Here is a 25,091-nt window from a genome sequence, read left to right on the forward strand (position 1 = left end):
ACGGTGGCACGCTGGAAGAGTGACGATCGCCCCCTCTTCTTCCGTTCCCGGATGGATCTCGTCGCTGCGCGGCAAGATCCTCGTCGCCCTGGCGGGGGATCCCACCGGCATGGCGCCGTACGTCCGCGCCATCGCCGACGGAGACGACACCGGCTACTTCGTCGAGAACGGCCCCGCGTGGACCGTGCACGCCGGAATGGGCACGCTGGTGGCCGGCATCCGGGCTCTGCTCCTCCAAGCCCTGCACCCGGGCGCTCTCGCCGGCGTGCACGACTGGTCGCGCTATCGCGAGGATCCGATCGGCCGGCTCACCGGTACCGTCCGGTGGGTCATCACGCTCACGTACGGCTCGCGGACGCAGGCGGATGCCGAGACCGCGCGGGTCGCGAGATTCCACCGCCGGGTGAAGGGCGAGTACGTCGGCGGCGACGGGAGCGAGCGCGCGTACACCGCCGACGCGACCGACCTCGTGCGCTGGGTGCACCTCGCCTTCACCGATGCGTTCCTCGCCGGGCACGAGGTGTCGCGCACGGCCATCCCCGGGGGGCCCGACGCCTACGTCGCCGACTGGGCGACCGCGGGCCGGCTCATGCGGGTCGTCGACCCTCCCCTCACGCGTGACGCCCTGCGGGCCGAGATCGACGGCTTCGCCGACCGCGGCGAGCTGCGCGGCGACGAGCGCGTCGCCGACGTCGTGCGATTCCTGCGCAAGCCGCCGTTCCCCGGCGTGATGGGCCTGTCGTATCGCGTGCTCTTCGCCGCCGCGGTCGCGACCATCCCCCGTCGCTACCGGAAGATGCTCGGGGTGCGGCGGTGGCCGCTTCCTGTGCTGACGCTCACGCGGCTGATCCTGCGCGTCACCGAGCGCGCGCTGGGCTCCGGTCCGCGCGCCCAGGACATGGCGCGGCTGCGACTGGCCCGGCTGGAGCGTGAGGGACGGGAGGCCGCGTGAACGACGACGCCCGCCAGGCGGCCGAGCGATATCGGCTCGACCGGCAGCTCCGCGACGCCGGCCTCGAACCCGAACCCGCAGAACCCGAGGGGCCCGCGCGGGGCTCGACCGCCGAGGAGCGCGCCGCCTTCGTCGAGACCTCGATCCAGCAGGCGATCCGCCGCGGCGAGTTCGACAACCTCCCCGGCGCGGGCAAGCCCCTGCCCGACCTCGGCGGCTCCCACGATCCCGACTGGTGGATCCGCCGCAAGATCGAGACCGAGCAGCTGACCGGTCTCGGTCCTCCCGCGCTGACCCTGCGCGTCGAGCACAGAGAGATGGCCGAACGGCTGGATACCATCGCCCGCGAATCCGAGGTGCGCGAGGCGGTCGAGGACTTCAACCGCCGTGTGATCGAGGCACGGCGGCAGCTTCAGGGCGGCCCTCCGGTGGTGACGCCGACGGTGGACGTGGATGCCGAGGTGGAGGCGTGGATCGAAAGGCGTCGGGCGCGTGCGGATGCCGCCGCGGTGGCCGCGCCGACGCGGCGGCGGCGGTGGTTCCGGCGCGCCTGACCGGTGTCCGCTCGGCCGCGGCGGGCATGGAGATCCCCCGATCGGAGCGAGTTCACGCGTTCCTGCGCTCGTATCGCGACATCTCGAGAGGACCGTGCAATCTCGCGGGGCGCAGAGCAGGAAGGACGAGCGCGGGCCCGCCCACCGTCAGAGCGCCGCCAGCGCCTCCGCGCGCTCGACCAGCGCTCGCGCGCGAGCCAGCGTCGGCGCGTACGAGCCGTCGACCGGGCCGTCGGGCGTCGTCGACAGCAGGGACCGAGCCGCCTCCACCTCTGCGGGCGCGGGCGTGAACCCGGCATGGGCGCCGGAGACGGCGGCATCCCGCAGCGCGAGCGTTCCGGTGAAGCCCATCGCGACGGCGTGCAGGGCGGCATCCCGCGCCTGATCGACCGGACCGCACGGGCCGTCGATCGGCCCGGCGATCCCTGCCGCAGCGGAAGCGACGACGAGCTGTGCGCGCGGCCACGACAGTGCGATGCGATCGGCGGCCATCCCGGTGTCGCGGCGGAAATCGCCGGTACCGAAAGCGAGGCGACGGGTCGCGGGGTGGGCGGCGATGGCAGGGGCGGCCAAAAGCGCCGCGGCCGACTCGACCATGGCGACGATCGGGACGCCGGAGGGGAGGGATGCCGCGACGTGAGCCACGTCGTCGGCACTCGCGCACATCGCCAGGACGACGCCGGCGAGGCGGTCGTCGAGGTCGCGACCGAGTGCGAGATCGGCTTCTCCGTCGCTCGTTCCGGCAGCGCTGATGCGCAACCACACGGGTGCCTCAGCGGCCGCCCGGCGAGCGCGGTCACGTCCCTCGGCCTTGCGTCCGGAGGGCAAGCCGTCTTCGAGATCGAGGACGAGGACATCGGCCGCGGTCTCGAGTCCGCCCGCGAGGGGCGAGCGGAGCATCCACGTGCGCGCGAGGTCGACGCGCGCCGGGGCGGGGACGGCCGAAGCCGCCCCCGCCGAGGTGTTGTGCGTGAGGGTCACGAGCGGCCCCGTGCGGCGGCCTCGGCCTCCGCCTGCGCGCGGAAGGCGTCGAGCGACTGCGTGTCGACGGTCGCGGCGGGGCCGGTACCCGCCTGTGCCGACGCCTGTTCCTTGGCATCCGCTGCGGGCGTCGCCGAGTGGTCGTGGCCGGTCAGCAGCGTCTCGTCGAAGGGGATGTTGCCGGCGAGGACGTCGCGGACACGCTGACCGTCGTACTCCTTCGTCCAGACACCGATGAGCATCGTGGCCACGGCGTTGCCGGTGAAGTTGGTCACGGCGCGGGCCTCGGACATGAAGCGGTCGATACCGACGATGACGCCGACGCCGTCGACCAGGTCGGGGCGATAGGCCGACAGACCACCGGCGAGGGTGGCGAGACCGGCACCGGTGACACCTGCGGCGCCCTTGGAGGCGATGATCATGAAGATCATCAGACCGATCTGCTCACCGATCGACATGGGCGAGCCCATCGCGGTGGCGATGAACAGCGAGGCCATCGTGAGGTAGATCGCCGTGCCGTCGAGGTTGAACGAGTACCCGGTGGGGACCGTGATGCCCACCACGGGCTTCGAGACACCGAGGTGCTCCATCTTGGCGATGAGACGGGGAAGAGCGGCCTCGGACGACGAGGTGCCGACGATGAGCAGGTACTCGCGGCCCAGGTACTTCATCAGCGTGAAGATGTTGACGCGGGTCACGACGTACAGCAGCGTGCCGAGCACCACGGCGATGAAGAGGAAGCACGTGATGTAGAAGGCGCCCATCAGGATGCCGAGGCTGATCACGGCCTGGAACCCGGTCTTGCCGACGACCGCGGCGATCGCGCCGAAGGCGCCGATGGGCGCGAGCCACAGGATCATGCCGAGGATGCGGAAGACGAGCACCTGGAAGTTGCGGATGCCCTCGACCATGCGCGCGCCGCGCTCGCCCATGCCCTGCAGGGCGAAGCCGACGAGCAGGGCGATGAACAGCACCTGGAGGATGCTGCCGCCGGTGAAGGCGGAGAAGAACGTGGTGGGGATGATGCCCAGGATGAACTCCTGGGTGGAGGTCGCCTCGGCCGCGGGGGCGTCGTACTGGGCGCCCGCGATGTTCAGTCCCTCACCCGGGTGGATGATGTTGCCGACGACCAGGCCGATGATCAGGGCGAACGACGACATGACGAGGAAGTAGACCATCGCCAGGCCGCCGATCTTGCCGACCGTGGAGGCCTTCGCGATCGAGCCGATGCCCACGACGATCGTGCAGAAGATCACCGGGGCGATCATCATCTTGATGAGGCTGACGAAGCCCTTGCCGATGGGCTCGAGAGCGGTGGCGAACTGCGGCGCGACGAGGCCCACGATGACACCGGCCACCACCGCGACGATGACGGAGATGTAGAGCCAGTGATTGCGGTCGATCTTCTTACGCGGCCGGCCGTCGCGTGTGGTGCGGAGTGAGAGTGCCATGAGCGACTTCCCCTTTTCTAACGCCTTCGTTGAGTCCGGCGGGGGCGCCGGTTGATGTGACGACTGTGGTCGACGCGGGACCTGCGGGCGATTTGTGGTCGTATTGTTCACGGCAGGCGCGACGAAGGGCGGGGTGATGAGACTGAGCGTGGGTGGTCGGCTGGCGTTGGTATCCCTGGGCGTCGTCGTGCTCGTCGCGGGCGTCCTGGCGGCGCTGCTGTCGGTGCAGTTGAGCGACTCCGGCAGGCGCGAGGCCGAGAAGGTCACCCGCTCTGTGGCCGAGACGCTCGCGCACGAACCCGACGTCGCCGCTCTCGTCTCGCTGCGCGACTCGGACGCCCTGCAGCCGATGGTCGAACAGATCCTCCCCGACGCCGACCTGTCGTTCGTCACGATCATGACGCCCGACGGCATCCGCCTCACGCACCGCAACCGCTCCGAGATCGGCGACCAGTACCTCGGGTCTCGCGCCGAGGCGCTGGCCGGACAGACCTTCACCGAGGTTTACGACGGCACCCTGGGCCCCTCGGTGCGCACGATCGCGCCGATCCGCGACGGAGGCGACGAGAGCGGCGACATCGTGGGTCTCGTCGCCGTGGGGGTCACGCTCGGCGCGGTCCAGCAGGATCTCGCCGCTCGCGCACCGCTGATCGTCCTGGCATCCGCCGCCATCGTCGGCCTGGGCGTGCTGGGCGCTGTCTACGTCCGACGGAGTGCGCGACGCGTGACCGGCTCGTACACGCCCGCCGAGCTGTCGCGCCTCGTCGAGAGCTACGAGACGGTGCTGCACTCGCTGCGCGAGGGTCTCGTCGTGACCGACCGCTCGGGGCAGATCGTGCTCTACAACGACGAGGCCGCCGACCTGCTGGGACTGCCCCCGGCCACCTCGGGGCAGGTATCGCTCGACCCTCGCGACATCGACATGGATGCCGGCCTCGCCGAGGCGATCGCAAGCGGTCGGCGCATGGTCGAGGAGACCGTGGTCAACGGGGAGCGGGTCCTGCTGGTCAATCAGGAGGAAGCGCGCGATCTGGCGGGACGACGCGCCCCCGAACGCGGTCGCGTCATGACCCTGCGCGACCGGTCGGAGCTGCAGGCACTGCTCGGCGAACTCGAGGGCGTCCGCACCCTGAGCGACACCCTGCGCTCGCAGACCCACGAGCACGGCAACCGCCTGCACGCGCTGCTGGCCCTGCTCGAGCTCGGGCGCATCGACGAGGCCCGCCGCCTGATCGTGGCCTCGACCGGTGACCGCCAGGAACTGGCCGACCGCCTGGTCTCGGACGACGACGACGCCGTCGTCGTGGCTCTGCTGCTCGGCAAGCTCGACGAGGCGGCCGAGCGCGGCGTGCGTCTCGACCTCGACGTCGCCGAGCCCACCCCCGCTCTCCCCCTCGCCGCGGCCGAGGCGGTGACGGTTGTCGGAAACCTCGTCGACAACGCCCTGGATGCCGCCGCGACCGGGGCGGAACCCCGCTGGGTGCGCGCGGTGCTCCGCGAGGGCGGTGGCGATGTGGTGGTCGAGGTGTCCGACAGCGGCACCGGCTTCGACCCCGCGCTCGCCGACCCCTTCGCCTTCGGCGCCTCGACCAAGCCCGCGCACTCCCCCGGCGGTCGGGGCGTCGGTCTCGCCCTCGTGCGCGATATCGTCGCGGCGCACGGCGGAACCTTGCAGATCGCCCAAGACCCCACGACCGTGCGCGTCTTCCTCCCCGCCGCGATCTCGGAGGTGGTTCCGTGATCCGCGTGCTGGTCGTCGACGACGACGCCCTCGCCCTCGAGCTGCACCGCGCCTACGTCGAGCGCGTGCCGGGGTTCGAGGTCGCCGGCCTCGCCTCCGGTGCCCGCGCGGCGGTCACGGCCCTGGCCGACCCGGATCGCGAGATCGACCTCGTCCTGCTCGACATGACCATGCCCGACGGGTCCGGACTCGACGTGGCGCGGCGCCTGCGTGCGACGGGATCGCGCGTGGACATCATCGCCGTGACCGCGGTGCGCGATGCCGCGACGGTACGAGCGGCCGTGTCGATCGGGGTCGTGCAGTATCTGATCAAGCCGTTCGCGTTCGCGGCGTTCCGCGAGCGTCTCGAGGCCTACCGCTCCTATGTGGAGGGGCTGGACCGCGCTGCGGGCGAGGCCACCCAGTCCGAGGTCGACGCTCTGCTCGGGTCGCTGCGCGCGGTGACGGCGCCCGCCCTTCCGAAGGGTCTCAGCGATGAGACGCTGCAGGCCGTCGCCGAGCACGTGCGCACCGCCGCAGGAGCCGTGTCGTCGACCGAGGTCGGCGAGAGCGAGGGGATGTCGCGCGTGACCGCCCGCCGCTATCTCGAGCACCTCGCCGACGTGGGCCGCGTGCGCCGCGTCCCCCGCTACGGCGGCCCGGGCCGCCCCGAGATCACCTACGCCTGGGTGCGCGCGTAGAGCCCGGCCGTCGAGGCTGCGTGCTGCTCACCGCTCACCCCGGGCGTCGTACTGCCCTTTGAGTGTCCAAAACACCCGGACGTTTCCGAAAAGCGTCCGGGTGTTTTGGACGCTCACGCGAGGGGCGAGCCCGCGGCAGCGACGTGGCCGCGGCTACAGGGAGAACGCGGCGCGGACGCCCTCGTTCACCACGACACCGGCGCGCACGTTCAGGCCCTTGGCCAGGGCGGGATCGGCGGATGCCGCGGCCTCCCATCCCTGGTCGGCGATGCGCGTGATGTAGGGCAGGGTGGCGTTCGAGAGGGCTCGGGTCGAGGTGTGCGGCACCGCGCCGGGCATGTTCGCGACGCAGTAGTACAGCGACTCGTGCACGCGGAACGTGGGGTCGTCGTGGGTCGTGGGACGCGAGCCCTCGAAGCAGCCGCCCTGGTCGATCGCGATGTCGACGAGCACCGAGCCGGGCTTCATCGCCGCGACCATGTCATCGGTGACGAGCTTGGGGGCAGCGGCCCCCGGAATGAGCACCGATCCGATGACGAGGTCGGCGTCGGCGAGCTGCTCGGCGATCTCGAGGCGGGTCGAGGCGCGCGTCTCGATCGCGCCGCCGAAGCGCTCCTCGAGCTGGCGGAGCTTGGGCAGGGAGATGTCGACGACCGTCACACGGGCCCCGAGACCCAGGGCGTTGGCCGCGGCGTGCTCTCCCGCGACGCCGCCGCCGATGACGACGACCTTCGCACGAGGGGTACCGGGAACGCCACCGGGGAGAAGCCCGCGTCCGCCCGAGGCGCGCAACAGGTGGTGGGCGCCCTCGATGATCGACAGGCGTCCGGCGACCTCGCTCATCGGCGCCAGCAACGGCAGGGCGCGATCGGCGGTCTGCACGGTCTCGTAGGCGACGGCCGTGGTTCCCGCGGCCACGAGCGCGTCGGTCAGGGGCCGATCGGCGGCGAGGTGGAGGTAGGTGAAGAGAGTGAGGTCTTCGCGCAGGAAGCCGTATTCGGGCGAGATCGGCTCCTTGACCTTGACCAGGAGCTCGGCGCGCGCCCAGGTCTCTTCTGCGGTGGCGATGATCTCGGCACCGGCTGCGCGGTACTGCTCGTCGGAGAAGCCGCTGCCCTCGCCCGCGCCCGCCTGCACGAGCACGTCGTGGCCGCGGTGGACGAGCGCATCGACCCCCGCGGGCGTCATCGCGACGCGGTTCTCGTTGTTCTTGATCTCGGACGGCACAGAGACGCGCATGGGGTTCTCCTCGAGCGGATGAGCGATGCGGAGAGAATCGCAGGAAAAGGTGTTTCCGTGGTGTTTCCCCGTAGATACTTCGGCTATCCCGTCAGGAGAGCAGATATCTTCGTATAACGGGGGCCCAACCGGCCCTCGGATGCGAAGGATCTGCGATGACCGAAGACGACCTCCACCCGCTCGATGCCCGAATCATCGAGCTGCTGTCCGCCGACGCCCGGATGACGAACGCCGCCCTCGCCGACGCGCTCGGGGTCGCGGCATCCACTGCCCATGCCCGCCTGCGAGGCCTCACCGATCGTGGTCTCATTTCGGGTTTCCACGCCGCCGTCGACCAGAGTCGTCTCGGCCGGGGCCTGCAGGCGATCGTCGGCGTGACTCTGCGACCGGGGCAGCGCCACGAGAGCATCCGCGCGTTCGCGCACGAGATCCGCCGCCACCCGGACGTGATCCAGTTGTTCTTCCTGGGCGGGGCCGACGACTTCCTCGTACACATCGCGGTCGACGATTCTTCGGCGGTACGGCGCTTCGTCGTCGACCATCTGTCCGCCCGGCACAGCGTGGCCTCCACCCGCACGAGCATCATCTTCGAGTACCACCGCAACGCACTGGCGGCCGATTTCGACTGAACCCCGCCCGCGTCGATAGCTTCTCGCGCAACCGGCGTCAAGACGGACGGTGCACCCCACCACGCCGCCATGATGAGACCCCGGAGGGGGTTCCATGGTGCTGTCGATCGGTGTGGCCGTGATGTGCGTCGGGCTGGCGATCGGCGTGGTGTGGGTGATCCTCCCGCGCATCGGCTCCACGGGTCCTCTGGGGGTGTTCCTGCGCGTCGGGGCCCTCTCGGGAGCGGTTTCGGTCGGCGCGGGTGTGCTGGACATCATGGCCTCGAGCGGCGCCGGAGGCCTCAGTCGCGTGGCGGCCGACGCCGCGATGGTCCTCGCCCCCGCGTTGCTGTGCGCCGCTCTCGTCGTCGCGCCCGGTCGCCCCCTCGCTCGATCCCTGCCGATAGCGGCGACGGTCGCGGCCGGCGCCGCCCTGAGCTTCGCCCTCGTCCCCGCCGCGGCTCCGACGATCAAGGCGTTCACGCTCACGGCGGCCTGCGGCCTCTGCGCGGTGCTGGCGTTCCGGGCGCCGGCTCTCCCCCGCCGATCCCGCTTCGTGCTCGCCGCCACGATGGGCTCCTACGGCCTGTATTCGGCTGTGCGCGGGGTTCTCTCCGTCACGGGTGACTCCCTGGGCCCCGCGTTCTCTCCCCACGGCGTCATCGTGGCCGGCATCGCGGCGATGCTGTCGACGGGTGTCTCGATCATGATGGTCGGTCTGCCCTCCGCGAGCGGTGCCACCGGGGGACGCCGGCGCGGGGCGTCGATCTCGATCGGCGACTGGAATCTCGCCACCGCCGCCCTCGGCCGCGAGCGCGTGCGCGTTCTCCTGCTCGATCTGCGTCTGGCCGCGCGCGATCTGGACCCCGCGGCCATCGACGGACCGCGCGGTGTCGAGACCTCGCTGCCGTCGGCGGCAACGGCGCTGCGCGAACGCCTGGCCACCGACTACGGCTGGCGCCCCGAGGAGGTCGAATTGATCACCGACGCGACCCCCCGGCGGCGATTGCGCATCACCATCTGAGCGTCGCGATCGCTGGCCGCTGTGCCGGGGTGGCGGCTCAGCCCACCGCGGCCGCGATCGCCGCGACGTCGGCGGGCGTCGAGCGGCAGCAGCCGCCTACCAGGCGCGCACCGGCAGCGACCCACGAGGGAGCATCGTCGGCCAACGCCGCCGCGCCCCCATGCCACGTTCGCGTCGCGGCATCCCACCGCTCACCGGTGTTCGGATAAGCGAGGAGAGGGATGCCGGGAGCTTCGCCGAGCGCCGAGAGCACGGAACCGGGCGCGCAGCAGTTGACGCCGACGGCGAGCACGCTCGAAACGGATGCCGCGACGCGCAGGGCTTCGGCCCGCGAACCGTCGGGCGCGAAACCCGTGCTGTCGGCGGAGACGCTGACGAAGGCGGGGACACCGAGGCCGTCGAGTTCGAGGGCGAGGGCTTCCACCTCGAGAAGGGAGGGAATCGTCTCGACCGCGAGAACGTCGGCGCCCGACTCGGCCACCACGTGCAGGCGTCGGCGGTGGGCCTCGCGCAGCTCATCGAGGGTCAGTCCGTAGGCACCGGTGTATTCACTGCCGTCGGCGCGCAGGGCTCCCACCGGGCCGACGGATGCCGCAACCACCACGTCGGCGGCCTCACGAGCAACAGACACCGAGCGGCGTAGGAGCGCTTCGACCTCGGCATCCGGGATCGCTCCGCCGTAACCCAGCTGGTAGGAGGCGGTGATCACGACCTCGGCCCCCGCGGCGGCGAACTCGGCATGGGCAGCGCGTACCTCGTCGGGCTCGTCGCGCAGCACTCGTGCCGACCACAGTGCAGAAGTCACGTCGTTGCCGCGCGCTTCGAGCAGAGTGCCCAGGCCACCGTCGAGGACGACGGGGCGCTGCGCGAGAGCGGTGGCGAGGTCGATCACGCCTCGTGCGTCTCGCCCGCGGCCAGCACACGCAGCGCGCTCGCGAGCAGGGCCTGATCCTGACGGCTGACCTCGCGCAGAGCCTCGGCCTCGAGGCGCACGAGTTCGGTCATCGCGGCATCCACGCGCTCGATGCCCTCGGGGGTGATCGCGACGAGGATCGCCCGGCCGTCGGAGGGGTTGGGGCGGCGGTTGACGAGTCCGCGCTCGGCGAGCTTGTCGAGCCGGTTGGTCATGGCGGCGCTGCCGATCATCGTCGCGGTGATCAGGCGCGTGGCGCTGAGCTCGGTGCCGGCGCGGCGGAGGACGGCGAGCACGTCGAACTCCCAGACGGCGATCTCGGCGCTGGCGAAGGCCTTGGCCCGGAGCTTCGACAGATGAAACGCCGCGCGGCGCAGGCGCGACATCACGTCGAGGGGCGTCAGATCGACGTCGGGAAGCAACTGCGACCACGCGTCGATGAGGAGGTCGACCTCGTCGTCTTTACTGCTGGCAGTGGGCACCCTCCGACGGTACCCGAGCCGCGGGGTGGTGCGGTGCGCGACGGGCGGGGTGGGCGTTTTCACATACTCCCGGGGTGGAGCGCGTCGAGTGTCCAGAACACCCGGACGTTTTCCCGGGGCGTCCGGGTTTCGTGGACACTCACCGGGCCGATCGGGGCGATGACCGCGGTCGAGACACCCGATCACGTCTCGCGGCGCGGCTCACCGGCGGCGCGGCTCACCGGCGGCGCGGCTCAGCGCGAGCGCGGCGGCGCGGTCGTCCCCCGCGCCACGAGGCGCGTGGCGAGTTCGATGTGCGTCTCGGGCAGGGTCTCCCCCGCGAGGAGCGCCAGCACCATCCGCACGGCCTCGGCACCGAGACGCTTCATCGGCTGGCGGACCGTGGTCAGGGCGGGCTGCGCGCGAGCGGCCTCGGGGACGTCGTCGAAACCGACCACCGACAGGTCGTCGGGCACTCTCAGCCCGCGCGCGACGGCGACCTCGATGATCGACAGCGCCGAGAGGTCGTTCGCGGCGAACACCGCCGTGGGCGGGTCGTCGAGCGAGAGCATGGCCTCGGCGGCTTCGCGCGCGACGTCCTGTTCGTAGCGTCCGACCCCGACCAGCGCCGGGTCGAACGGCAGGCCCGCGGCCGCGAGCCCGGCACGGTACCCCGAGGCCCGCGCGACCGCCGAGCGCAGATCGGGCCGCCCCGCGATGAAGCCGATGCGCCGGTGACCGAGCTGCGCGAGGTGATGCACGGCCTGCTGCGCGCCGGTGTAGCTGTCGGACTCGACGGTGGGCAGGTCTCCGCGACCCGTGTGGGGGTCGATCGCGACGATCGGCACCTCGCCCGAGACGGTGACGACGGTCGGCGTGACGATGATGGCCGCGTCGATCAGCGTGCCGCTCAGGCGGCTCAGCGAGCGGCGCTCCCATCCCTCTCCGTCGCGGCGCGCACCGGTGTAGGCGAGCAGGTCGTACCCGGTGCCGGAGAGGGCTCCGCCGACGCCCTTGAGGATCTCGGCGGAGAAGGGCTCGATGTCGGCCACGAGCACGCCGATCACGCCGGTGCGGCGAGAGCGCATGCTGCTCGCGACGAGGCTCGACTCGTATCCGAGGGTCTTCACGGCGTCCAGCACCCGCACGACGGTCTCGGCCGACACCCCGTAGCGACCGTTCACCGCTTTCGACACCGTGGCCACCGAGACTCCGGCCGCCGCGGCGACGTCGTGGATGGTCGCGCGCCTCGTCATGGCATCCGACCCTAGCGTGGAAAACATTTTCGAAAACGTTTGACGACTCCGCGACCGCCGGGCGACACTGCTCACACCTCGGCGGGCAGCAGACCCCGAGAAGCGCACGAACGGCGAAGCAGCCGAACACCGACGCGTCCCACGGCGCACCTCGACGAAGAGAAACGGGAATCACATGAACACGCGCAAGATCCTCGCCGGAGCGGCCCTCGCCGTCGCCGGAACACTCGCGCTCGGCGGCTGCGCCGCGGGCGGAGGCGGGCAGAACGCCGACGGTTCGGTCACTCTGACGCTGTGGCACAACTCCACGACCGGCGACGGCAAGAAGTACTGGGAAGACACGGCCGCAGCGTTCGAGGCGGCCAACCCCGGCGTCACGATCGAGATCCAGGCCGTGCAGAACGAAGAGATGGACGGCAAGCTCCAGACCGCCCTCAACTCCGGCGACGCCCCCGACCTGTTCATGGCCCGCGGAGGCGGCAAGCTCGCCGACATCGTCGCGGCCGGCCAGGCGATGGATCTCACCGACAAGATCTCAACGGATGCCAAGACCGCCCTCGGCACCTCGCTCGGCGCCTTCGAGGTCGACGGGAAGAACTACGGCATGCCCGTCGCCGTTCTGCCCTCGGGAATCTTCACCTCGCAGGACCTCCTCACCGCGGCCGGGGTCACCGCCGCCCCCGCCACGATCGACGACCTCAAGGCCGCCGACGCGAAGATCCGCGCCACGGGCGTCGCCCCGATCGCCGTCGGCGCGAAGGACGCCTGGCCCGCGGCTCACTGGTACTACAACTTCGCGCTCCGCGCCTGCTCGAAGGACGTCCTGGACAGCGCGGCACAGAGTCGCAGCTTCGACGACCCGTGCTGGCTCCAAGCGGGCGAGAACCTCGAGTCGTTCCTGAAGACCCAGCCCTTCAATGACGGCTTCCTCACCACGGCCGCCCAGCAGGGCGCCGGTTCGTCGGCGGGACTTCTCGCCAACCACCAGGCCGCCATGGAACTCATGGGCGCCTGGAACCCCGGCGTGATCGCCTCGCTCACGCCCGACGAGAAGCCCCTCGCCGACCTCGGTTGGTTCCCCTTCCCCGAGGTTCCCGGGGGCAAGGGCGAAGAGGGCGCGATCATGGGTGGCGTCGACGGCTACTCATGCTGGGTCAACGCCCCGGCGCAGTGTACCGACTTCCTGAACTTCCTCGTCAACAAGGAGAACCAGGAGAAGTACGCCGCGGCCTTCCAGACCATCCCCGCCTCGAGCGAGGCGACGGATGCCGTCACCACCCCCGCCCTGCAGTCGGCGCTGAAGGCGTACACCGACGCCCCCTACGTCTCGGTCTGGCTCGACACGCTGTACGGGCAGAACGTCGGCAACGCGTTGAACGTCGCCGTGGTCGACCTGTTCGCCGGCAAGGGCAGCCCGCAGGGCATCGTCGACGCCGTCAACGCCGCCGCCTCCCGCTGAGGACACCGACCATGACCACCCAACTCGCCGTTTCGGCGATTGACGCCGGGTCTCGTCGCCCGGCCGGGGAGGGCGCCACGCGCGCCCCCTCGGCCGGGCGGCCGCCCGCGCGGCGCCGGCTCGAGAACTGGCGCATCCGCGGCGAACTCGCGATCCTCCTGGGCCCCGCCCTGGTGGTGTTCGTGTCGTTCGTCATCCTGCCCGTCGCCCTCGCCGCCTACTACGGCTTCTACAAGTGGTCGGGCTTCGGCGCTCCGGTCGACTTCGTCGGACTGCGCAACTACGTCACCATCCTCACCGACCCGGCCTTCCACGAGGCCCTCGGCCACAATGCGTTCATCGTCGTCGGCTCCCTCGTCCTGCAGGGGCCGCTCGCGCTGGGTCTCGCACTGCTGTTGAACCGCAAGATGCGCGCGCAGTCGCTCATCCGCGTGCTGATCTTCGTGCCCTACGTCATCTCCGAGGTCGTCGTGGGCCTCGGCTGGGGCCTCATGCTGCAGTCGGGGGGCGCGCTCAACGGGGCTCTGGAGAAGATCGGGCTCGGCTCACTTCGCGCGGACTGGATCTCCGACCCGGCACTCGCGATCTGGACGCTGCTCATCATCATCACGTGGAAGTACATCGGCTTCGCCGTGATCCTCTTCCTCGCCGGGCTCCAGGGCATCCCCGAGGAGCTGAGCGAGGCTGCCGCGATCGACGGCGCCTCGTACTGGCAGATCCAGCGCCACATCGTTCTTCCGCTCATGGGTCCGACGATCCGCATCTGGGCGTTCCTGTCGATCATCGGCTCGCTGCAGCTGTTCGACCTCGTCTGGATCATCTGGGGTCAGTACGTCGCCTCGACGGCGGGCACCTCCACCATGGCCACCTACATGGTCGCCAACGGCCGCAACGCCGGCAGCTTCGGCTACGGCAGCGCCGTCGCCGTGGTGATGTTCCTCATCTCGCTCGCCGTCGCCCTCATCTACCAGCGCTTCGTGCTCCGCCGCGACACGGCCGGCGCTCTCACGGGAGGCACCTCATGACCGCCACCGCCACCCTCGTCGCCCCGAAAGCTCCGCGGTCGGTGCGTCGCGCCCCGGCCGGCTCGAAGCGCTCGACCGGCGTCGTCGTCGGCTTCGTCGCCCTGCTGCTCATCGGGCTGATGCTCGCCCCCGTGGTGTTCATCATCCTGGGCGGCTTCCGCTCCAATGCCGAGATCACGGTCGACCCCTCGGGCTTGCCGACCACGTGGAACTGGCAGAACTACGCCGACGTGCTGACGAGCGGCGTCTTCTGGGGACAGGTCGGCAACTCCGCGATCGCCGCGATCGCCACGACACTGTTCGTCGTCGCGCTGGGTCTGATGGCCGCCTACGGCCTGTCTCGCTATCGCTTCCGCGGCCGCGGCGCGGTGTTCGCGCTGTTCACCGCGGGGCTCATGTTCCCGATGACCGTGGCCATCACGCCGTTGTACATCCTCGTGCGCAACCTCGGCCTGATGAACTCCCTCGCCGGCGTCATCGTGCCGCAGATCGCGTTCGCGTTGCCGCTGACGATCATCATCCTGTCGCCGTTCCTCTCCGCGATCCCGCGAGAACTGCAGGAGGCGGCATCCATCGACGGACTCGGTCGCCTCGGCTTCTTCTGGCGCATGGTGCTCCCCCTCGCGGTGCCCGCGGTGGTGACGGTCGGCATCCTGGCCTTCGTGAACAGCTGGAACTCCTACATGTTGCCGCTGTTCATCCTCAACAATGAAGGCGCCTACACGCTGCCGCTCGGCACGCAGGCCTTCGCCTCGCAGTACTCCGTCGACACCGCGCGAGTGCTCGCGTTCACCTCGCTGTCGATGATCCCCGCTCTGCTGTTCTTCAGCGTGTTCGAGCGGCGCATCGTCGGCGGCCTCACCGGCGCCGTGAAGGGCTGATCCCCCATGACCATCCAGAACACCGACGTCGGTGCTGCCCGCGCACCGGGAATCTCCCCCCGCGTGCTGGCCCTCGTGGCCGACATGACCCTCGACGAGAAGCTCGCGCAGCTCGTCGGATACTGGGTCGACCAGGGCGACGAGGTCGTCGCGCCCCTGTCGGGCGAGAAGATCACCTCGGCGGCCTACACGGATGCCACGGTGCACGGCCTCGGCCACCTGACCCGGGTCTACGGCACGCGGCCCGTCGACCCGGTCGAGCGCGCCGCCTGGCTGTGGGGCGAGCAGCGCCGCCTGCAGACCGACACCCGCCTCGGCATCCCGGCTCTCGTGCACGAGGAGTGCCTGACCGGGTTCGCGGCGTGGAAGGCGGCGACCTTCCCCACGCCCCTGGCCTGGGGCGCGTCGTTCGACCCGGAGGCCGTGGAGCTCATGGCATCCGCGATCGGTCGCTCCATGCGCGAGGTGGGGGTTCACCAGGGCCTGGCTCCGGTGCTCGACGTCGTGCGCGACGCGCGGTGGGGCCGGGTCGACGAGTGCATCGCCGAGGACCCCTACGTCGTGGGCACGATCGGCACCGCGTACGTGCGCGGGCTGCAGGGGGCGGGCGTGCACGCGACGCTCAAGCACTTCGTGGGCTACTCCGCCTCACGCGCCGGCCGCAACCACGCACCCGTGTCGGCCGGTCGGCGCGAGCTGCAGGATGTCTTCCTCCCCCCGTTCGAGATGGCGGTGCGCGACGGCGGGGTGCGGAGCGTCATGAACTCGTACACCGAGATCGACGGTGTGCCCGTCGCCTCGAACCCCGAGCTGCTGACCGACCTGCTCCGCCGCCGCTGGGGCTTCGACGGCACCGTCGTCTCGGACTACTTCGCCGTGGAGTTCCTCCGATCGATGCACGGGGTCGCGGCCGACCGCGGCGAGGCCGCGCAACTCGCGCTCGAAGCGGGGATCGACGTCGAACTCCCGGGGCCCGACGCGTATCCGCACCTGGCCGAGCGGGTGGCATCCGGAGACCTCCCCGAAGCCGTCGTCGACCGCGCCGTCGCGCGGGTGCTCGCCGAGAAGGAAGATCTCGGACTCCTGGATGCCGACTTCACCGACGCCCCGACCGAGATCGACCTCGACGATGCCCAGCACCGGGCGCTGGCCCGCCGTCTCGCGGAGGAGTCGGTCGTGCTGCTGCGCAACGACGGGGTGCTGCCGCTTCGCGCGCCGGGACGGATCGCGGTGATCGGCCCGAACGCCGACAGCACCGACGCCCTCATGGGCTGTTACTCGTTCGCGAACCACGTACTCGCGCACCACCCGAGCTTCCCGCTCGGCTTCTCGCTGCCGACCGTGCGCGAGGCCTTGGTCGAGCGCTTCGGCGAGGTGGCGTACGCGGAAGGATGCGCCGTGGAGGGCTCGGACCTCTCGGGGCTGGATGCCGCCGCCGCCCTCGCCCGCGAGGCCGAGGTCGCGATCGTCGTCGTCGGCGACCGTGCCGGGCTCTTCGGCCGCGGAACCGTCGGCGAGGGCAACGACGCCGACTCGCTCGACCTGCCGGGCGTGCAGCGCCAGCTCGTCGAGGCGGTCGTGGCGACGGGAACCCCCGTCGTGCTCGTCCTGCTGACGGGGCGCCCCTACGCTCTGGATTGGGCGCTCGACACCGCAGGCGGTCCCGCCGCGGTGTTGCAGGCGTTCTTCCCCGGCGAGGAGGGCGCGCCGGCGCTCGCTGCCCTCGTGGCAGGGGATGCCACCCCCTCGGGCCGTCTGCCCGTCTCGCTCCCCCGTTCGGCCGGCGCGCAGCCGTACTCGTACCTTCACCCGCTCTTGGGCGGACCGTCGGGTGTGACGAGCACCGACTCGACGCCCGTGCGTCCGTTCGGGTTCGGGCTGTCGTACACGTCGTTCGAGCGCGGGGGGTTGACGGTGGACGGGGTCGCGGCGGCCGCAGCTGCCGGTGGCGCCGGTGTACCGGCATCCGGAGCTTCTGTCGAGGTGCGCGCCGGTGACGCGTTCACCGTGTCGGCGCGCGTGATGAACACCGGAGACCGGCACGGGGCGGACGTCGTGCAGGTGTACGCGCACCGCGCGGTGGCCAGCGTCACACGCCCGGTGGCGCAGCTCGTAGCGTACGCGCGGGTCGAGCTCGCGCCCGGCGAAAGCGCCGAGGTGCGCTTCACCGTGCCCGCCTCGCGCCTGGCCTACAGCGACCGTTCGATGCGGCGCGTCGTCGAGGCGGGCGAGGTGGAGCTGCGGCTCGGGTCGTCGTGCGCCGACATCGACGAGGCGGTGGCGCTGCGGATCGTCGGGCCGACGTACGAGCTGGGCGTCGAGGACGCGCGGATCGTCGAGGTCGAGGTGCGGCGGGGCTGACGGCGCGGGCGGGGTGCGAGACAGACCACCGCATCGGCTCTCGCACCGGTTTTCACACCTGCTCGGAACCGCGCGGCGAGCAGTGGCGGCCGGTGACGCACGCAGTCCCGCGCTTCAGCTGGTGCTGTCGAGGATGAGTCGTGTCGCTTCGTGGGGAACGTCCCACTGCGGAAAGTGGCCGCATCGTTCGAACCAGTGCAGCGAAGCGTCGGGGAACAGGTGGGTGGCGCGATCGGCCTGTTTGGGCACGGTCACCAGGTCGCGCCGACCCCACCCGATCGTGACCCGGCCGGGTACCGTGCCCGCGGGGGCGCCCTGTTGCAGGGGGCCCTTGGTGAGGGCATTCATAGCGGCTCCGACCGAGGGGGAATCGGCCAGTCCGCGCACGTCCGGCAGCACCGTTTCCCGCGAAAGGACCCACGGTCGCGCTGACAATTGCGCCAGAAGCACCGTCCGTCCGACGGGGTTACTGAGCAAGGCGGGCAGAACGCCGCGCAATGCGCGAACCAGCACGATCGACGGCCGCAGCGTGGCGGCGAAGACAGCGCGCTCGCGGGGACTCCAGAACCCGCCAGGGTCCAAAGCGACGCTGTCCCCGCCCACTCCGCGCCGCGCAAGCTCGAGCACGATTCGGCCGCCCATCGACTGCCCGACGGTTGAGACCCCCTCCAGTCCCTGCTCGCGGATGAAGTCCGCGACGGAGTCGGCCAGCGTGGCAATCGAGACGTCACCGGACAGCGGCGGTGTCTCACCGAATCCCGGCAGGTCGACGGCGATGACCTCACGGTGCCGGGCCAGCTCATCGAGGATCGGAGTCCAGGATCGCCAGCCTGCGCCCAGGCCGTGCACCAGCAGCAGTGGGCGGCCACTCCCGCGTCGAACATGATTCAGCGTCATGTTCGCAACGCTAACCCGGGTACTTTTCGAGCGCTCGGCGACTCGGACGATTGCGTCGGTCAGCATCGAGGCGTATAAGAGGGAGCTGCGTTTTCCCAGCGAGCGCCACGGTCACTACGGTGCCGCCCGGCGTGGGCGCCGGGTTCGGGTTTTCACGGCCGGCGGGATGCCAGGAAGTCAGCCGTCGCGTTCAGGAGCCGGTCGGCGTCGTCCCGCGTGTTGTATGGCGCGAGGCCGACACGGAGAGCACCACCATCGCCGAGTCCGAGTCGTCGTGAGGCCTCGATGGCGTAGAAGTGACTGGCCGGGGTATTGATGTCGCGGCTGGCGAGAAAACGGGCGAGTTCCTGATCGCGACCGCCCGCGACCGAGACGAACAGGGTCGGAGACCGACGCGCGGCACGCGAGTGTACGGTGAGGTCGTCGAAGGCGGCGAAGCCGGTCTCGATGACTTCTCGCAGATCGGTCTCGTGCTCGTCGATCGCTTCGATCGCTCGGACGAGGCGTTCGCGGCGGGTTCCCTCGGGGCCGCCGATCGCGGCGATGAAATCGACCGCGGCAGTCGTGCCGGCCATCAGCTCATAGGGCAGGGTGCCGAGCTCCCGGCGGTGACTCGGGTGAACGACCCGGGCCTGGACGGAGACAGCCCGCACCAGAAGGCCTCCCGGGTTCTCCCCCACGGTTCGGGGAGCAGGGTCTCCTTCGAGCTGAACGCCACCCCGCAAGAGACCGACGAGGTGCCGCGAGAGCGGCGACCGTCTCTCTCGTCCCACGCAGGAGAGCCGTCGCCGCCAGAACCACCGCCGTCAACGGCGAACGACACGGCCGAGACGGCGCGTTAGCGTGGATCCACGTCGTCGACGCCGCGAGAGGACCGCTTTGCTCCACAACGAGACCACTCCCCCGGCATTCGCCGCGCGCCCGGAGCACGTGAACGTCGACCAAGACGCCGTCGTCGGCAACCCGGCATCCCGCGTCCACCCCGACCACGACGACGCTCGCGCCGACCCGTGGTCGATCGATCTGGAGCGCATCCAGTTCTCGCCGTACTTCTCGCGGCTGTCGGCCGTCACGCAGGTCGTGTCGCCCTCGATCGGCGGGGCGCCCGTGCACAACCGACTCACCCACACGCTCAAGGTCAGCGCGATCGCGCGCGTCGTCGCCCAGCAGCTCAACACCCGTTCGCGGCAGGCCGGCGAGGGCGACGTCTGCAACGCCACGGTCGTCGAGGCGGCCTCGTACGCCCACGACCTCGGCCACCCGCCGTTCGGCCACCTCGGCGAATCCACCCTCGACCGCCTCGCGCGCGACGAGCTGGGCCTGACCGACGGGTTCGAAGGCAACGCCCAGACCTATCGCATCCTCACCGCCCTCGACGTGGTCGAGAACGCCCCTCGGGGACTCAACCTCACCGCCGCCGTGCGCGCCGCGTCGGCGAAGTACCCGTGGGCACCGTCGGTCGAGGCGGCCGACGTCGAGCGGATCGGCCCGCCCCGTGGCATCCGCCGCTCCGCCGACGGCGCGTATCGGGTGCATAAGTACTCGGCGTACGACCTCGATCTCGCCGACCTGGCCGCCGCCCGGGAGGGGGTGGATGCCGCGCCCCTGCGCCAGAGCATCGAGGGAGCCGTGATGGACCTGGCCGACGACATCGCGTACTCGGTGCACGACGTCGACGATTTCTACCGGGCGGGGATCCTGGACCACGCGCCCATCGCGGCGGAGTTCCGCGGCTGGCTCGACGACGTGCTCGAGTGGCGCGACCGCGACGACGCCGAGGTGCGGGCCGAGCTCATGCCCGGGGCGGGCCTGGAGCGCCTGCGCCGCAAGATGCGCCGCGACGACCCGTGGATCGCCGACGACGAGGCCTTCCTCGCCGCCGTCAGCGACGTGGATGCCGAGATGGTCACCGACCTGCTCGCCCGCCCCTTCGACGGCTCGCTGACGGCCGAGCGCCGGCTCGCGGCCTTCACCGATCGGTGGATCCGTCGGTTCCAGGAGTCGGCGCGGCTGCGTCCCCTCGACACCCCCCGAGCGGGGCCGGTCGTGCTGTCGCCCTGGGCCTGGCACCACGTCGAGGTGCTGAAGTTCGTGCACAAGCGCTTCGTGCTGAGCCGCCCCGACCTGGCGATCCAGCAGCGCGGGATGAGTCGCATCCTCGCCCGCTCGGTGCGGGCACTGGGCGAATGGCTCGACGACGACCTCGACCGCGCTCGCACGCCCCGCCGCTTGCGGGAGCTCATCTCCCTGGCCCGTGAGCAGTACGCGACCCTGCCCGCCGAGCGTCGACCCTCGGATGCCGAGGCCGAGACGCTCGCGCGATCCCGCGGGATCGTCGACTACGTGGCATCCCTCACCGATTCGCAGGCGTTCGCGCTGTCGGAGGCGATCTCGGGGCGCGCGGACCGCCTGTGGTCACTGGGGCAGCGGCTGTAGGCCGGGGCCCTTCCCCGTGTCCCGAAATGTGCGGCGGGACGCGATGGAAGGTGCACGGAGTGGGACATCTCGCGCGAGCGTCACCCGCCGACAGCCGTGTCCCAGAATGCGCAGGCGGACGCGACGAGAGCTGCACGAAGTGGGACACCACCGCACTGACTTCGCGCAGCGACACACGCCAGCGGATGCCACGGCAGCCGTGTCCCCACATGCGCAGCCGGACGCCACGAAAGTTGCACAAAGTGGGACATCTCGCGCGAGCGGACCGCGTGCGCGAGCTCAGGGAATGAGACGCGCCGCCCGGTACCGCTCGAACAGGCGCGAGAACGAGTCCCGCGTGCGGTGATGCTCGACGAAGCCCGCCAGGCGGCTCTTCGACATGTCGGTCATCACTTCGATGTCGCGTCCGAGATCGGCATCCGTGTGCCACCACGAAGCGACACGCGCAAGGTCCGGCTCGACGAGACCGTGCTTCTCGACGATCTCGGCCCACACCGGCGCCGCATCCGCCATCTGCTGCTCGAACGGTCGAGGCGCGGTGTCGAAGCCCTTGACCTCCACACCGAGGTCCGACGCGATGCGCGGCCACATCCAGCGCCAGCGGAACACGTCGCCGTTGGCCGTGTTGAAGGCCTCGTCGGCGCCCTCGGGGTGTGTGGCCGCCCACGCCATCTGGCTCGCGAGCAGATCGGCGTCGGTCACGTCGGTCAGGCCGTTCCACTGCGTCTCGCTGCCGGGGAAGACGAGCGGGCGACCGGTGTGGCGGCTGATCGCCGCGGCCACGGCGATGGTGAGGCCCATGTTCATCGCGTTGCCCACCGCGTGCCCGAGCACGGTGTGCGAGCGGTGCACCGACCAGGTGAAGCCCTGGCGCTTCGCCGCGGCGAAGAGCTCATCCTCTTGCGCGTAATAGAAGTTGTCGACGTCGAGCCGCGGCTCGTCCTCGTGGAACGGGGTGTCGGGCATCTCGCCCTGACCGTAGGCCTCGAAGGGCCCGAGGTAGTGCTTCAGCCCGGTCATCAGAGCGACGTGCCGCACCGGCGCCTCGGCGAGCGCGGCGAGCAGGTCGCGGACCATGCCGCCGTTGACGGCGATGTTCTCGGCCTCGGTCTCCTGCCGTGACCACGCGGTGAAGAAGACGTGCGTGACGGGGACGCCCCGCAGGGTCGAGGTCAGCGCGTCGCGCGAGCGCAGGTCGGCCGATCGCCACGTCAGTCCCGGTCGGGCCGGGCCGGGCCGCCGCGACAACGCCGTCACCTCCCAGCCGTCGTCGACCAGTCGATCGAGCAGGGCGCCGCCGGCGATACCGGTCGCGCCCACCACGAGGGCATGTGAGGAGTCAGTCAAGAGGAGGGGTCCCATCGATCGAGGTGAACGAGGGGCAACCACGGGTGTTCGGCGGGTATTCCTCGGTACGGGGTTCCGTTCCGCGAGCGACCGCGCGACCCTGGAGTGATGCAGTCCACCCACCCGATCCCGGGAGACCCCTGGCCGCACGACATGATCCTGGCCATCGAGGACGACCCGCACGAAGCGATCGAGATGCTCTGGGTCCGCGAGGCTTACGCGCTCGAGGTCGCCGGCGACGTTCCGCCGCCGCTGATCGACACTCCCGCCCCGGGCGCGCGAACGCTCGGCGAGACCGAGCGTGCTCGATGGCAGTCCGCCTGGGCCGCTCTCTGGGCTCGGGTCGTCGCACACGCGGGGCGCCCGACCGGCTCCCCCGCCATGGACAGGCTCATGCGGCAGGATCTGCCACCCGAGGAGCGCGCGGCCCTGCTCGCCGAGGTCACCGGCCCCTCGTGGCGCGAGGAATTCGGCGACGGCGTCTTCGACGATCCGTCGTTCCACGACGCGCGGGACCGCGCATCCGACGCGCGGCGTTCGGCACGGCCGCACTCGTTCGCCGACATCCCCGAACGCCGCGATGTCGAGGCTCTCGTCCCCGCCTGGCGGCAGGGCCTCGTGCGGATCGTGGTCATCCCGTGCCGGGGAGCGTACGTACGGTCCCTCGGCGCGACGGGCCTTCTCGTCACACCCGGGGTTCGTGCCGACTCGTCCGTCTACCGCGCCGCGCTGGCATCCTTCGCGCCGACGGCGGCGTCTTGATCGGTCGCCTGACACCGCGACCCCGGATGCCACGGCATCCATGTCCAAAAAAGGGCGGCCTCAGCACTCCGCAGGCCGCACAACCTGGGACACGACCCCGCCGAAACCGGGACACGGCCCCACCACCGGATGCCACGGCACCCATGTCCCAATAAAGGCGGCCTCAGCACCCCGCAGGCCGCACAACCTGGGACACGACCCCACCGAAACCGGGACACGGCCCCACCACCGGATGCCACGGCACCCATGTCCCAAAAAAGGCGGCCTCAGCACCCCGCAGGCCGCACAACTTGGGACACGCCCCCACCGAAACCGGGACACGGCCCCCACCACCGGACGCCACAGCATCCCTGAACACGAGCTGATCACGCCCCGCACCAAAAGTGCCCCGGATCCCGGGCAGCCCACCGCCACCAGGGATCCGGGGCACGGTCCGCTCGCCGAGGCGGTAAGGGGCACCTCGGCGAGCGGGGCGCGTTCCGAGCGAACGGAACGCGCACGTGCCGCACCGCCCCGGGGCATCACGCTCCCGGGGCGGCGGGGGTCTTACAGGCCCTGGGCCAGGCGGTAGTACGCCTGGTTCCAGCGCAGCTCGCTCTGGAAACCGCGGACCGTGGTGTCGTCGTCGATGACGACGAGCTCGGTCTTGGCGATCTCGGCGAAGTCGCGGAACACCTCGATGCCCACGGCCGTCGTCATGACGGTGTGGTGCGCGGCACCCGCGGCGAGCCAGCAGCCGGCGGAGGTCGCGAAGTCGGGGGCGGGCTTCCACACCGCGCGGCCCACGGGCAGCTTCGGCAGGTCGGGGGCGTCCACGTTCTCGACGACGTTGGCCACGAGGCGGAAACGGTCGCGCATGTCGCTCATCGCGACGACGAGGGCGGGGCCGGCGTCGGCGGTGAAGACCAGGCGCACCGGGTCGTCCTTGCCGCCGATGCCCAGCTCGTGGATCTCGAGGCGCGGCTTCTTCGTGGTCAGCGAGGGCGAGACCTCGAGCATGTGCGCACCGAGGATGCGCTCCGACCCGGGCACCAGGTCATAGGTGTAGTCCTCCATGAGCGAGGCGCCGCCGGGCAGGCCCGCACCCATGACGTTGGCGACGCGCACGAGGATCGCCGTCTTCCAGTCACCCTCGGCGCCGAAGCCGTAGCCCTCGGCCATGAGGCGCTGCACCGCGAGACCGGGAAGCTGCTTCAGCGCGCCCAGGTCTTCGAAAGAGGTGGTGAAGGCGCCGAAGCCGCCCTCCTCGAGGAACGAGCGCAGGCCCAGCTCGATCGCCGCGCCGTCGCGCAGCGACTGATGACGCGCGCCGCCCGGGAGCAGTTCGTCGACGACGTCGTAGCTGTCGACGTACTCCTGCACGAGGGCGTCGATGTCGGCATCCGATGCCCGCTCGACGGCCTCGACGAGCTCGTTGACGCCCCACGTGTTGACCTGCACGCCGAAGCGCAGTTCGGCCTCGGTCTTGTCGCCCTCGGTGACGGCGACGAAGCGCATGTTGTCACCGAAGCGGGCGAGCTTGAGGGTGCGGGCGGCGGTCCAACCGGCGGCGGCGCGCTCCCAGTCCTCGATCTGCTGGCGTACGGCCGGGTTCGACACGTGGCCGACGACGGTCTTGCGCGACACACCCAGGCGCGTCTGGATATACCCGAACTCGCGGTCGCCGTGGGCGGCCTGGTTGAGGTTCATGAAGTCGAAGTCGATGTCGTTCCACGGCAGCTCGACGTTGGCCTGCGTGTGCAGGTGCAGCAGCGGCTTCTGCAGCGCGTCGAGGCCGGCGATCCACATCTTCGCGGGGCTGAACGTGTGCATCCACGCGATCACGCCGATGACGTCGTCGCGACCGTTGATCTCGAGAGCCATGCGGCGGATGCTGTCGGAGTCCTTCAGCACGGGCTTCCAGACGACCTTCACGGGCAGGCCGGAAAGGCCCTCGACGACGGCCTGCGACTGCTCGGCGACCTGCTTCAGCGTCTCTTCGCCGTAGAGGTTCTGGCTGCCGGTGACGAACCAGACCTCGTAGCCGTCGAGGTCGTTCTTGAGGGGAGAGCGGGTCATGACTG

General features: G+C 70.8%; 22 protein-coding genes. 12 read left to right on the forward strand and 10 right to left on the reverse strand.

Features of this window, described 5'->3' with window-relative positions:
• The first annotated feature begins 19 nt into the window (after positions 1 to 19).
• Positions 20 to 952, forward strand: a complete 933-nt coding sequence (locus tag NE358_RS13905) for an oxygenase MpaB family protein (RefSeq protein ID WP_116239317.1) — start codon at positions 20 to 22, stop codon at positions 950 to 952.
• Positions 949 to 1,506 carry a DnaJ family domain-containing protein gene (locus NE358_RS13910; protein WP_289939445.1) on the forward strand — a complete coding sequence of 186 codons (558 nt, stop codon included), beginning with the start codon at positions 949 to 951 and terminating at the stop codon, positions 1,504 to 1,506. The genes NE358_RS13905 and NE358_RS13910 overlap by 4 nt, the downstream gene beginning before the upstream one ends.
• 147 nt (positions 1,507 to 1,653) lie before the next feature.
• Here NE358_RS13910 and NE358_RS13915 read toward each other — a convergent pair whose 3' ends face one another.
• Together NE358_RS13915 and NE358_RS13920 are read right to left on the reverse strand one after the other, a co-directional pair.
• Positions 1,654 to 2,487, reverse strand: coding sequence for an aldolase/citrate lyase family protein (locus NE358_RS13915; protein WP_141377516.1), 834 nt, complete (start codon positions 2,485 to 2,487; stop codon positions 1,654 to 1,656).
• Positions 2,484 to 3,938 carry a cation:dicarboxylate symporter family transporter gene (locus NE358_RS13920; protein WP_103205814.1) on the reverse strand — a complete coding sequence of 485 codons (1,455 nt, stop codon included), beginning with the start codon at positions 3,936 to 3,938 and terminating at the stop codon, positions 2,484 to 2,486. The genes NE358_RS13915 and NE358_RS13920 overlap by 4 nt, the downstream gene beginning before the upstream one ends.
• A gap of 136 nt (positions 3,939 to 4,074) precedes the next feature.
• Here NE358_RS13920 and NE358_RS13925 point away from each other — a divergent pair, with 136 nt between their 5' ends.
• Positions 4,075 to 5,679 carry a sensor histidine kinase gene (locus NE358_RS13925; protein ID WP_103205813.1) on the forward strand — a complete coding sequence of 535 codons (1,605 nt, stop codon included), beginning with the start codon at positions 4,075 to 4,077 and terminating at the stop codon, positions 5,677 to 5,679.
• Entirely contained in the window at positions 5,676 to 6,359 is a 684-nt protein-coding gene (locus NE358_RS13930; protein WP_103205812.1) for a response regulator, read from the forward strand. Before NE358_RS13925 ends, NE358_RS13930 begins: the two co-directional genes overlap by 4 nt.
• Positions 6,360 to 6,512: 153 nt before the next feature.
• Here NE358_RS13930 and ald read toward each other — a convergent pair whose 3' ends face one another.
• Positions 6,513 to 7,598: an alanine dehydrogenase gene (gene ald / locus NE358_RS13935; protein WP_141377510.1), complete on the reverse strand. Its 1,086-nt coding sequence runs from the start codon at positions 7,596 to 7,598 to the stop codon at positions 6,513 to 6,515.
• A 155-nt stretch (positions 7,599 to 7,753) separates the two neighbouring features.
• Here ald and NE358_RS13940 point away from each other — a divergent pair, with 155 nt between their 5' ends.
• On the forward strand, positions 7,754 to 8,227 hold the full coding sequence (locus NE358_RS13940) for an Lrp/AsnC family transcriptional regulator (protein WP_103205810.1): 474 nt from the start codon (positions 7,754 to 7,756) through the stop codon (positions 8,225 to 8,227).
• Between the two features lie 94 nt (positions 8,228 to 8,321).
• Positions 8,322 to 9,230: a hypothetical protein gene (locus NE358_RS13945; RefSeq protein WP_289939457.1), complete on the forward strand. Its 909-nt coding sequence runs from the start codon at positions 8,322 to 8,324 to the stop codon at positions 9,228 to 9,230.
• 37 nt (positions 9,231 to 9,267) lie between these two features.
• Here the strand turns inward: NE358_RS13945 and mmuM are convergent, their stop codons facing one another.
• From mmuM to NE358_RS13960, 3 genes are all read right to left on the reverse strand, one after another.
• Positions 9,268 to 10,122 (reverse strand): homocysteine S-methyltransferase, encoded by an 855-nt coding sequence (gene mmuM, locus NE358_RS13950; protein WP_289939462.1) that lies wholly within the window; start codon positions 10,120 to 10,122, stop codon positions 9,268 to 9,270.
• Positions 10,119 to 10,625: a MarR family winged helix-turn-helix transcriptional regulator gene (locus NE358_RS13955; protein ID WP_103205807.1), complete on the reverse strand. Its 507-nt coding sequence runs from the start codon at positions 10,623 to 10,625 to the stop codon at positions 10,119 to 10,121. The genes mmuM and NE358_RS13955 overlap by 4 nt, the downstream gene beginning before the upstream one ends.
• A gap of 233 nt (positions 10,626 to 10,858) precedes the next feature.
• Positions 10,859 to 11,860 (reverse strand): LacI family DNA-binding transcriptional regulator, encoded by a 1,002-nt coding sequence (locus tag NE358_RS13960; RefSeq protein WP_103205806.1) that lies wholly within the window; start codon positions 11,858 to 11,860, stop codon positions 10,859 to 10,861.
• A gap of 175 nt (positions 11,861 to 12,035) precedes the next feature.
• Here NE358_RS13960 and NE358_RS13965 point away from each other — a divergent pair, with 175 nt between their 5' ends.
• The 4 genes from NE358_RS13965 to NE358_RS13980 are packed head-to-tail and all read left to right on the forward strand — an operon-like array spanning position 12,036 to position 17,586.
• Positions 12,036 to 13,319 (forward strand): extracellular solute-binding protein, encoded by a 1,284-nt coding sequence (locus tag NE358_RS13965; protein ID WP_116239323.1) that lies wholly within the window; start codon positions 12,036 to 12,038, stop codon positions 13,317 to 13,319.
• Between the two features lie 11 nt (positions 13,320 to 13,330).
• Positions 13,331 to 14,344 carry a carbohydrate ABC transporter permease gene (locus tag NE358_RS13970; protein ID WP_289939468.1) on the forward strand — a complete coding sequence of 338 codons (1,014 nt, stop codon included), beginning with the start codon at positions 13,331 to 13,333 and terminating at the stop codon, positions 14,342 to 14,344.
• Positions 14,341 to 15,225: a carbohydrate ABC transporter permease gene (locus NE358_RS13975; RefSeq protein WP_289939470.1), complete on the forward strand. Its 885-nt coding sequence runs from the start codon at positions 14,341 to 14,343 to the stop codon at positions 15,223 to 15,225. Before NE358_RS13970 ends, NE358_RS13975 begins: the two co-directional genes overlap by 4 nt.
• Positions 15,226 to 15,231: 6 nt before the next feature.
• A complete protein-coding gene (locus NE358_RS13980) occupies positions 15,232 to 17,586 on the forward strand; it encodes a beta-xylosidase/alpha-l-arabinosidase (protein ID WP_141377502.1) in 2,355 nt (784 codons plus the stop codon).
• Positions 17,587 to 17,700: 114 nt separating this feature from the next.
• Here the strand turns inward: NE358_RS13980 and NE358_RS13985 are convergent, their stop codons facing one another.
• Both NE358_RS13985 and NE358_RS13990 read right to left on the reverse strand, forming a co-directional pair.
• The gene (locus NE358_RS13985; RefSeq protein ID WP_289939472.1) at positions 17,701 to 18,549 is read right to left on the reverse strand and encodes an alpha/beta fold hydrolase; all 849 of its coding nucleotides are present in this window, start codon (positions 18,547 to 18,549) and stop codon (positions 17,701 to 17,703) included.
• An 86-nt stretch (positions 18,550 to 18,635) separates the two neighbouring features.
• Entirely contained in the window at positions 18,636 to 19,256 is a 621-nt protein-coding gene (locus NE358_RS13990; protein WP_353853275.1) for an aminotransferase class V-fold PLP-dependent enzyme, read from the reverse strand.
• A gap of 106 nt (positions 19,257 to 19,362) precedes the next feature.
• On the opposite strand from NE358_RS13990, the gene NE358_RS13995 reads away from it, so the two are divergent.
• Positions 19,363 to 20,919, forward strand: a complete 1,557-nt coding sequence (locus NE358_RS13995) for a deoxyguanosinetriphosphate triphosphohydrolase family protein (RefSeq protein ID WP_289939477.1) — start codon at positions 19,363 to 19,365, stop codon at positions 20,917 to 20,919.
• Positions 20,920 to 21,198: 279 nt separating this feature from the next.
• On the opposite strand, the gene NE358_RS14000 is transcribed toward NE358_RS13995, so the two are convergent.
• Positions 21,199 to 22,266, reverse strand: coding sequence for an SDR family oxidoreductase (locus tag NE358_RS14000; RefSeq protein WP_289939481.1), 1,068 nt, complete (start codon positions 22,264 to 22,266; stop codon positions 21,199 to 21,201).
• Between the two features lie 108 nt (positions 22,267 to 22,374).
• Here NE358_RS14000 and NE358_RS14005 point away from each other — a divergent pair, with 108 nt between their 5' ends.
• Complete coding sequence (locus tag NE358_RS14005; RefSeq protein WP_289939484.1) at positions 22,375 to 23,028, forward strand: hypothetical protein; 654 nt, start codon at positions 22,375 to 22,377, stop codon at positions 23,026 to 23,028.
• A gap of 546 nt (positions 23,029 to 23,574) precedes the next feature.
• On the opposite strand, the gene araA is transcribed toward NE358_RS14005, so the two are convergent.
• Entirely contained in the window at positions 23,575 to 25,086 is a 1,512-nt protein-coding gene (gene araA, locus NE358_RS14010) for an L-arabinose isomerase (protein WP_289939487.1), read from the reverse strand.
• Positions 25,087 to 25,091 lie beyond the last annotated feature (5 nt).

The sequence above is a fragment of the Sphingomonas sp. G5 genome (genome assembly GCF_052660795.1).

What these genes read in the sequence shown, in the direction of transcription:
- NE358_RS13920 (WP_103205814.1), bottom strand. Translation starts at nt 3,938, where the DNA reads ATGGCACTCTCACTCCGCACCACACGCGACGGCCGGCCGCGTAAGAAG.
- NE358_RS13925 (WP_103205813.1), top strand. Translation starts at nt 4,075, where the DNA reads ATGAGACTGAGCGTGGGTGGTCGGCTGGCGTTGGTATCCCTGGGCGTC.
- ald (WP_141377510.1), bottom strand. Translation starts at nt 7,598, where the DNA reads ATGCGCGTCTCTGTGCCGTCCGAGATCAAGAACAACGAGAACCGCGTC.
- NE358_RS13940 (WP_103205810.1), top strand. Translation starts at nt 7,754, where the DNA reads ATGACCGAAGACGACCTCCACCCGCTCGATGCCCGAATCATCGAGCTG.
- NE358_RS13945 (WP_289939457.1), top strand. Translation starts at nt 8,322, where the DNA reads ATGGTGCTGTCGATCGGTGTGGCCGTGATGTGCGTCGGGCTGGCGATC.
- NE358_RS13960 (WP_103205806.1), bottom strand. Translation starts at nt 11,860, where the DNA reads ATGACGAGGCGCGCGACCATCCACGACGTCGCCGCGGCGGCCGGAGTC.
- NE358_RS13965 (WP_116239323.1), top strand. Translation starts at nt 12,036, where the DNA reads ATGAACACGCGCAAGATCCTCGCCGGAGCGGCCCTCGCCGTCGCCGGA.
- NE358_RS13970 (WP_289939468.1), top strand. Translation starts at nt 13,331, where the DNA reads ATGACCACCCAACTCGCCGTTTCGGCGATTGACGCCGGGTCTCGTCGC.
- NE358_RS13975 (WP_289939470.1), top strand. Translation starts at nt 14,341, where the DNA reads ATGACCGCCACCGCCACCCTCGTCGCCCCGAAAGCTCCGCGGTCGGTG.
- NE358_RS13980 (WP_141377502.1), top strand. Translation starts at nt 15,232, where the DNA reads ATGACCATCCAGAACACCGACGTCGGTGCTGCCCGCGCACCGGGAATC.
- NE358_RS13985 (WP_289939472.1), bottom strand. Translation starts at nt 18,549, where the DNA reads ATGCTGACCGACGCAATCGTCCGAGTCGCCGAGCGCTCGAAAAGTACC.
- NE358_RS14005 (WP_289939484.1), top strand. Translation starts at nt 22,375, where the DNA reads ATGCAGTCCACCCACCCGATCCCGGGAGACCCCTGGCCGCACGACATG.
- araA (WP_289939487.1), bottom strand. Translation starts at nt 25,086, where the DNA reads ATGACCCGCTCTCCCCTCAAGAACGACCTCGACGGCTACGAGGTCTGG.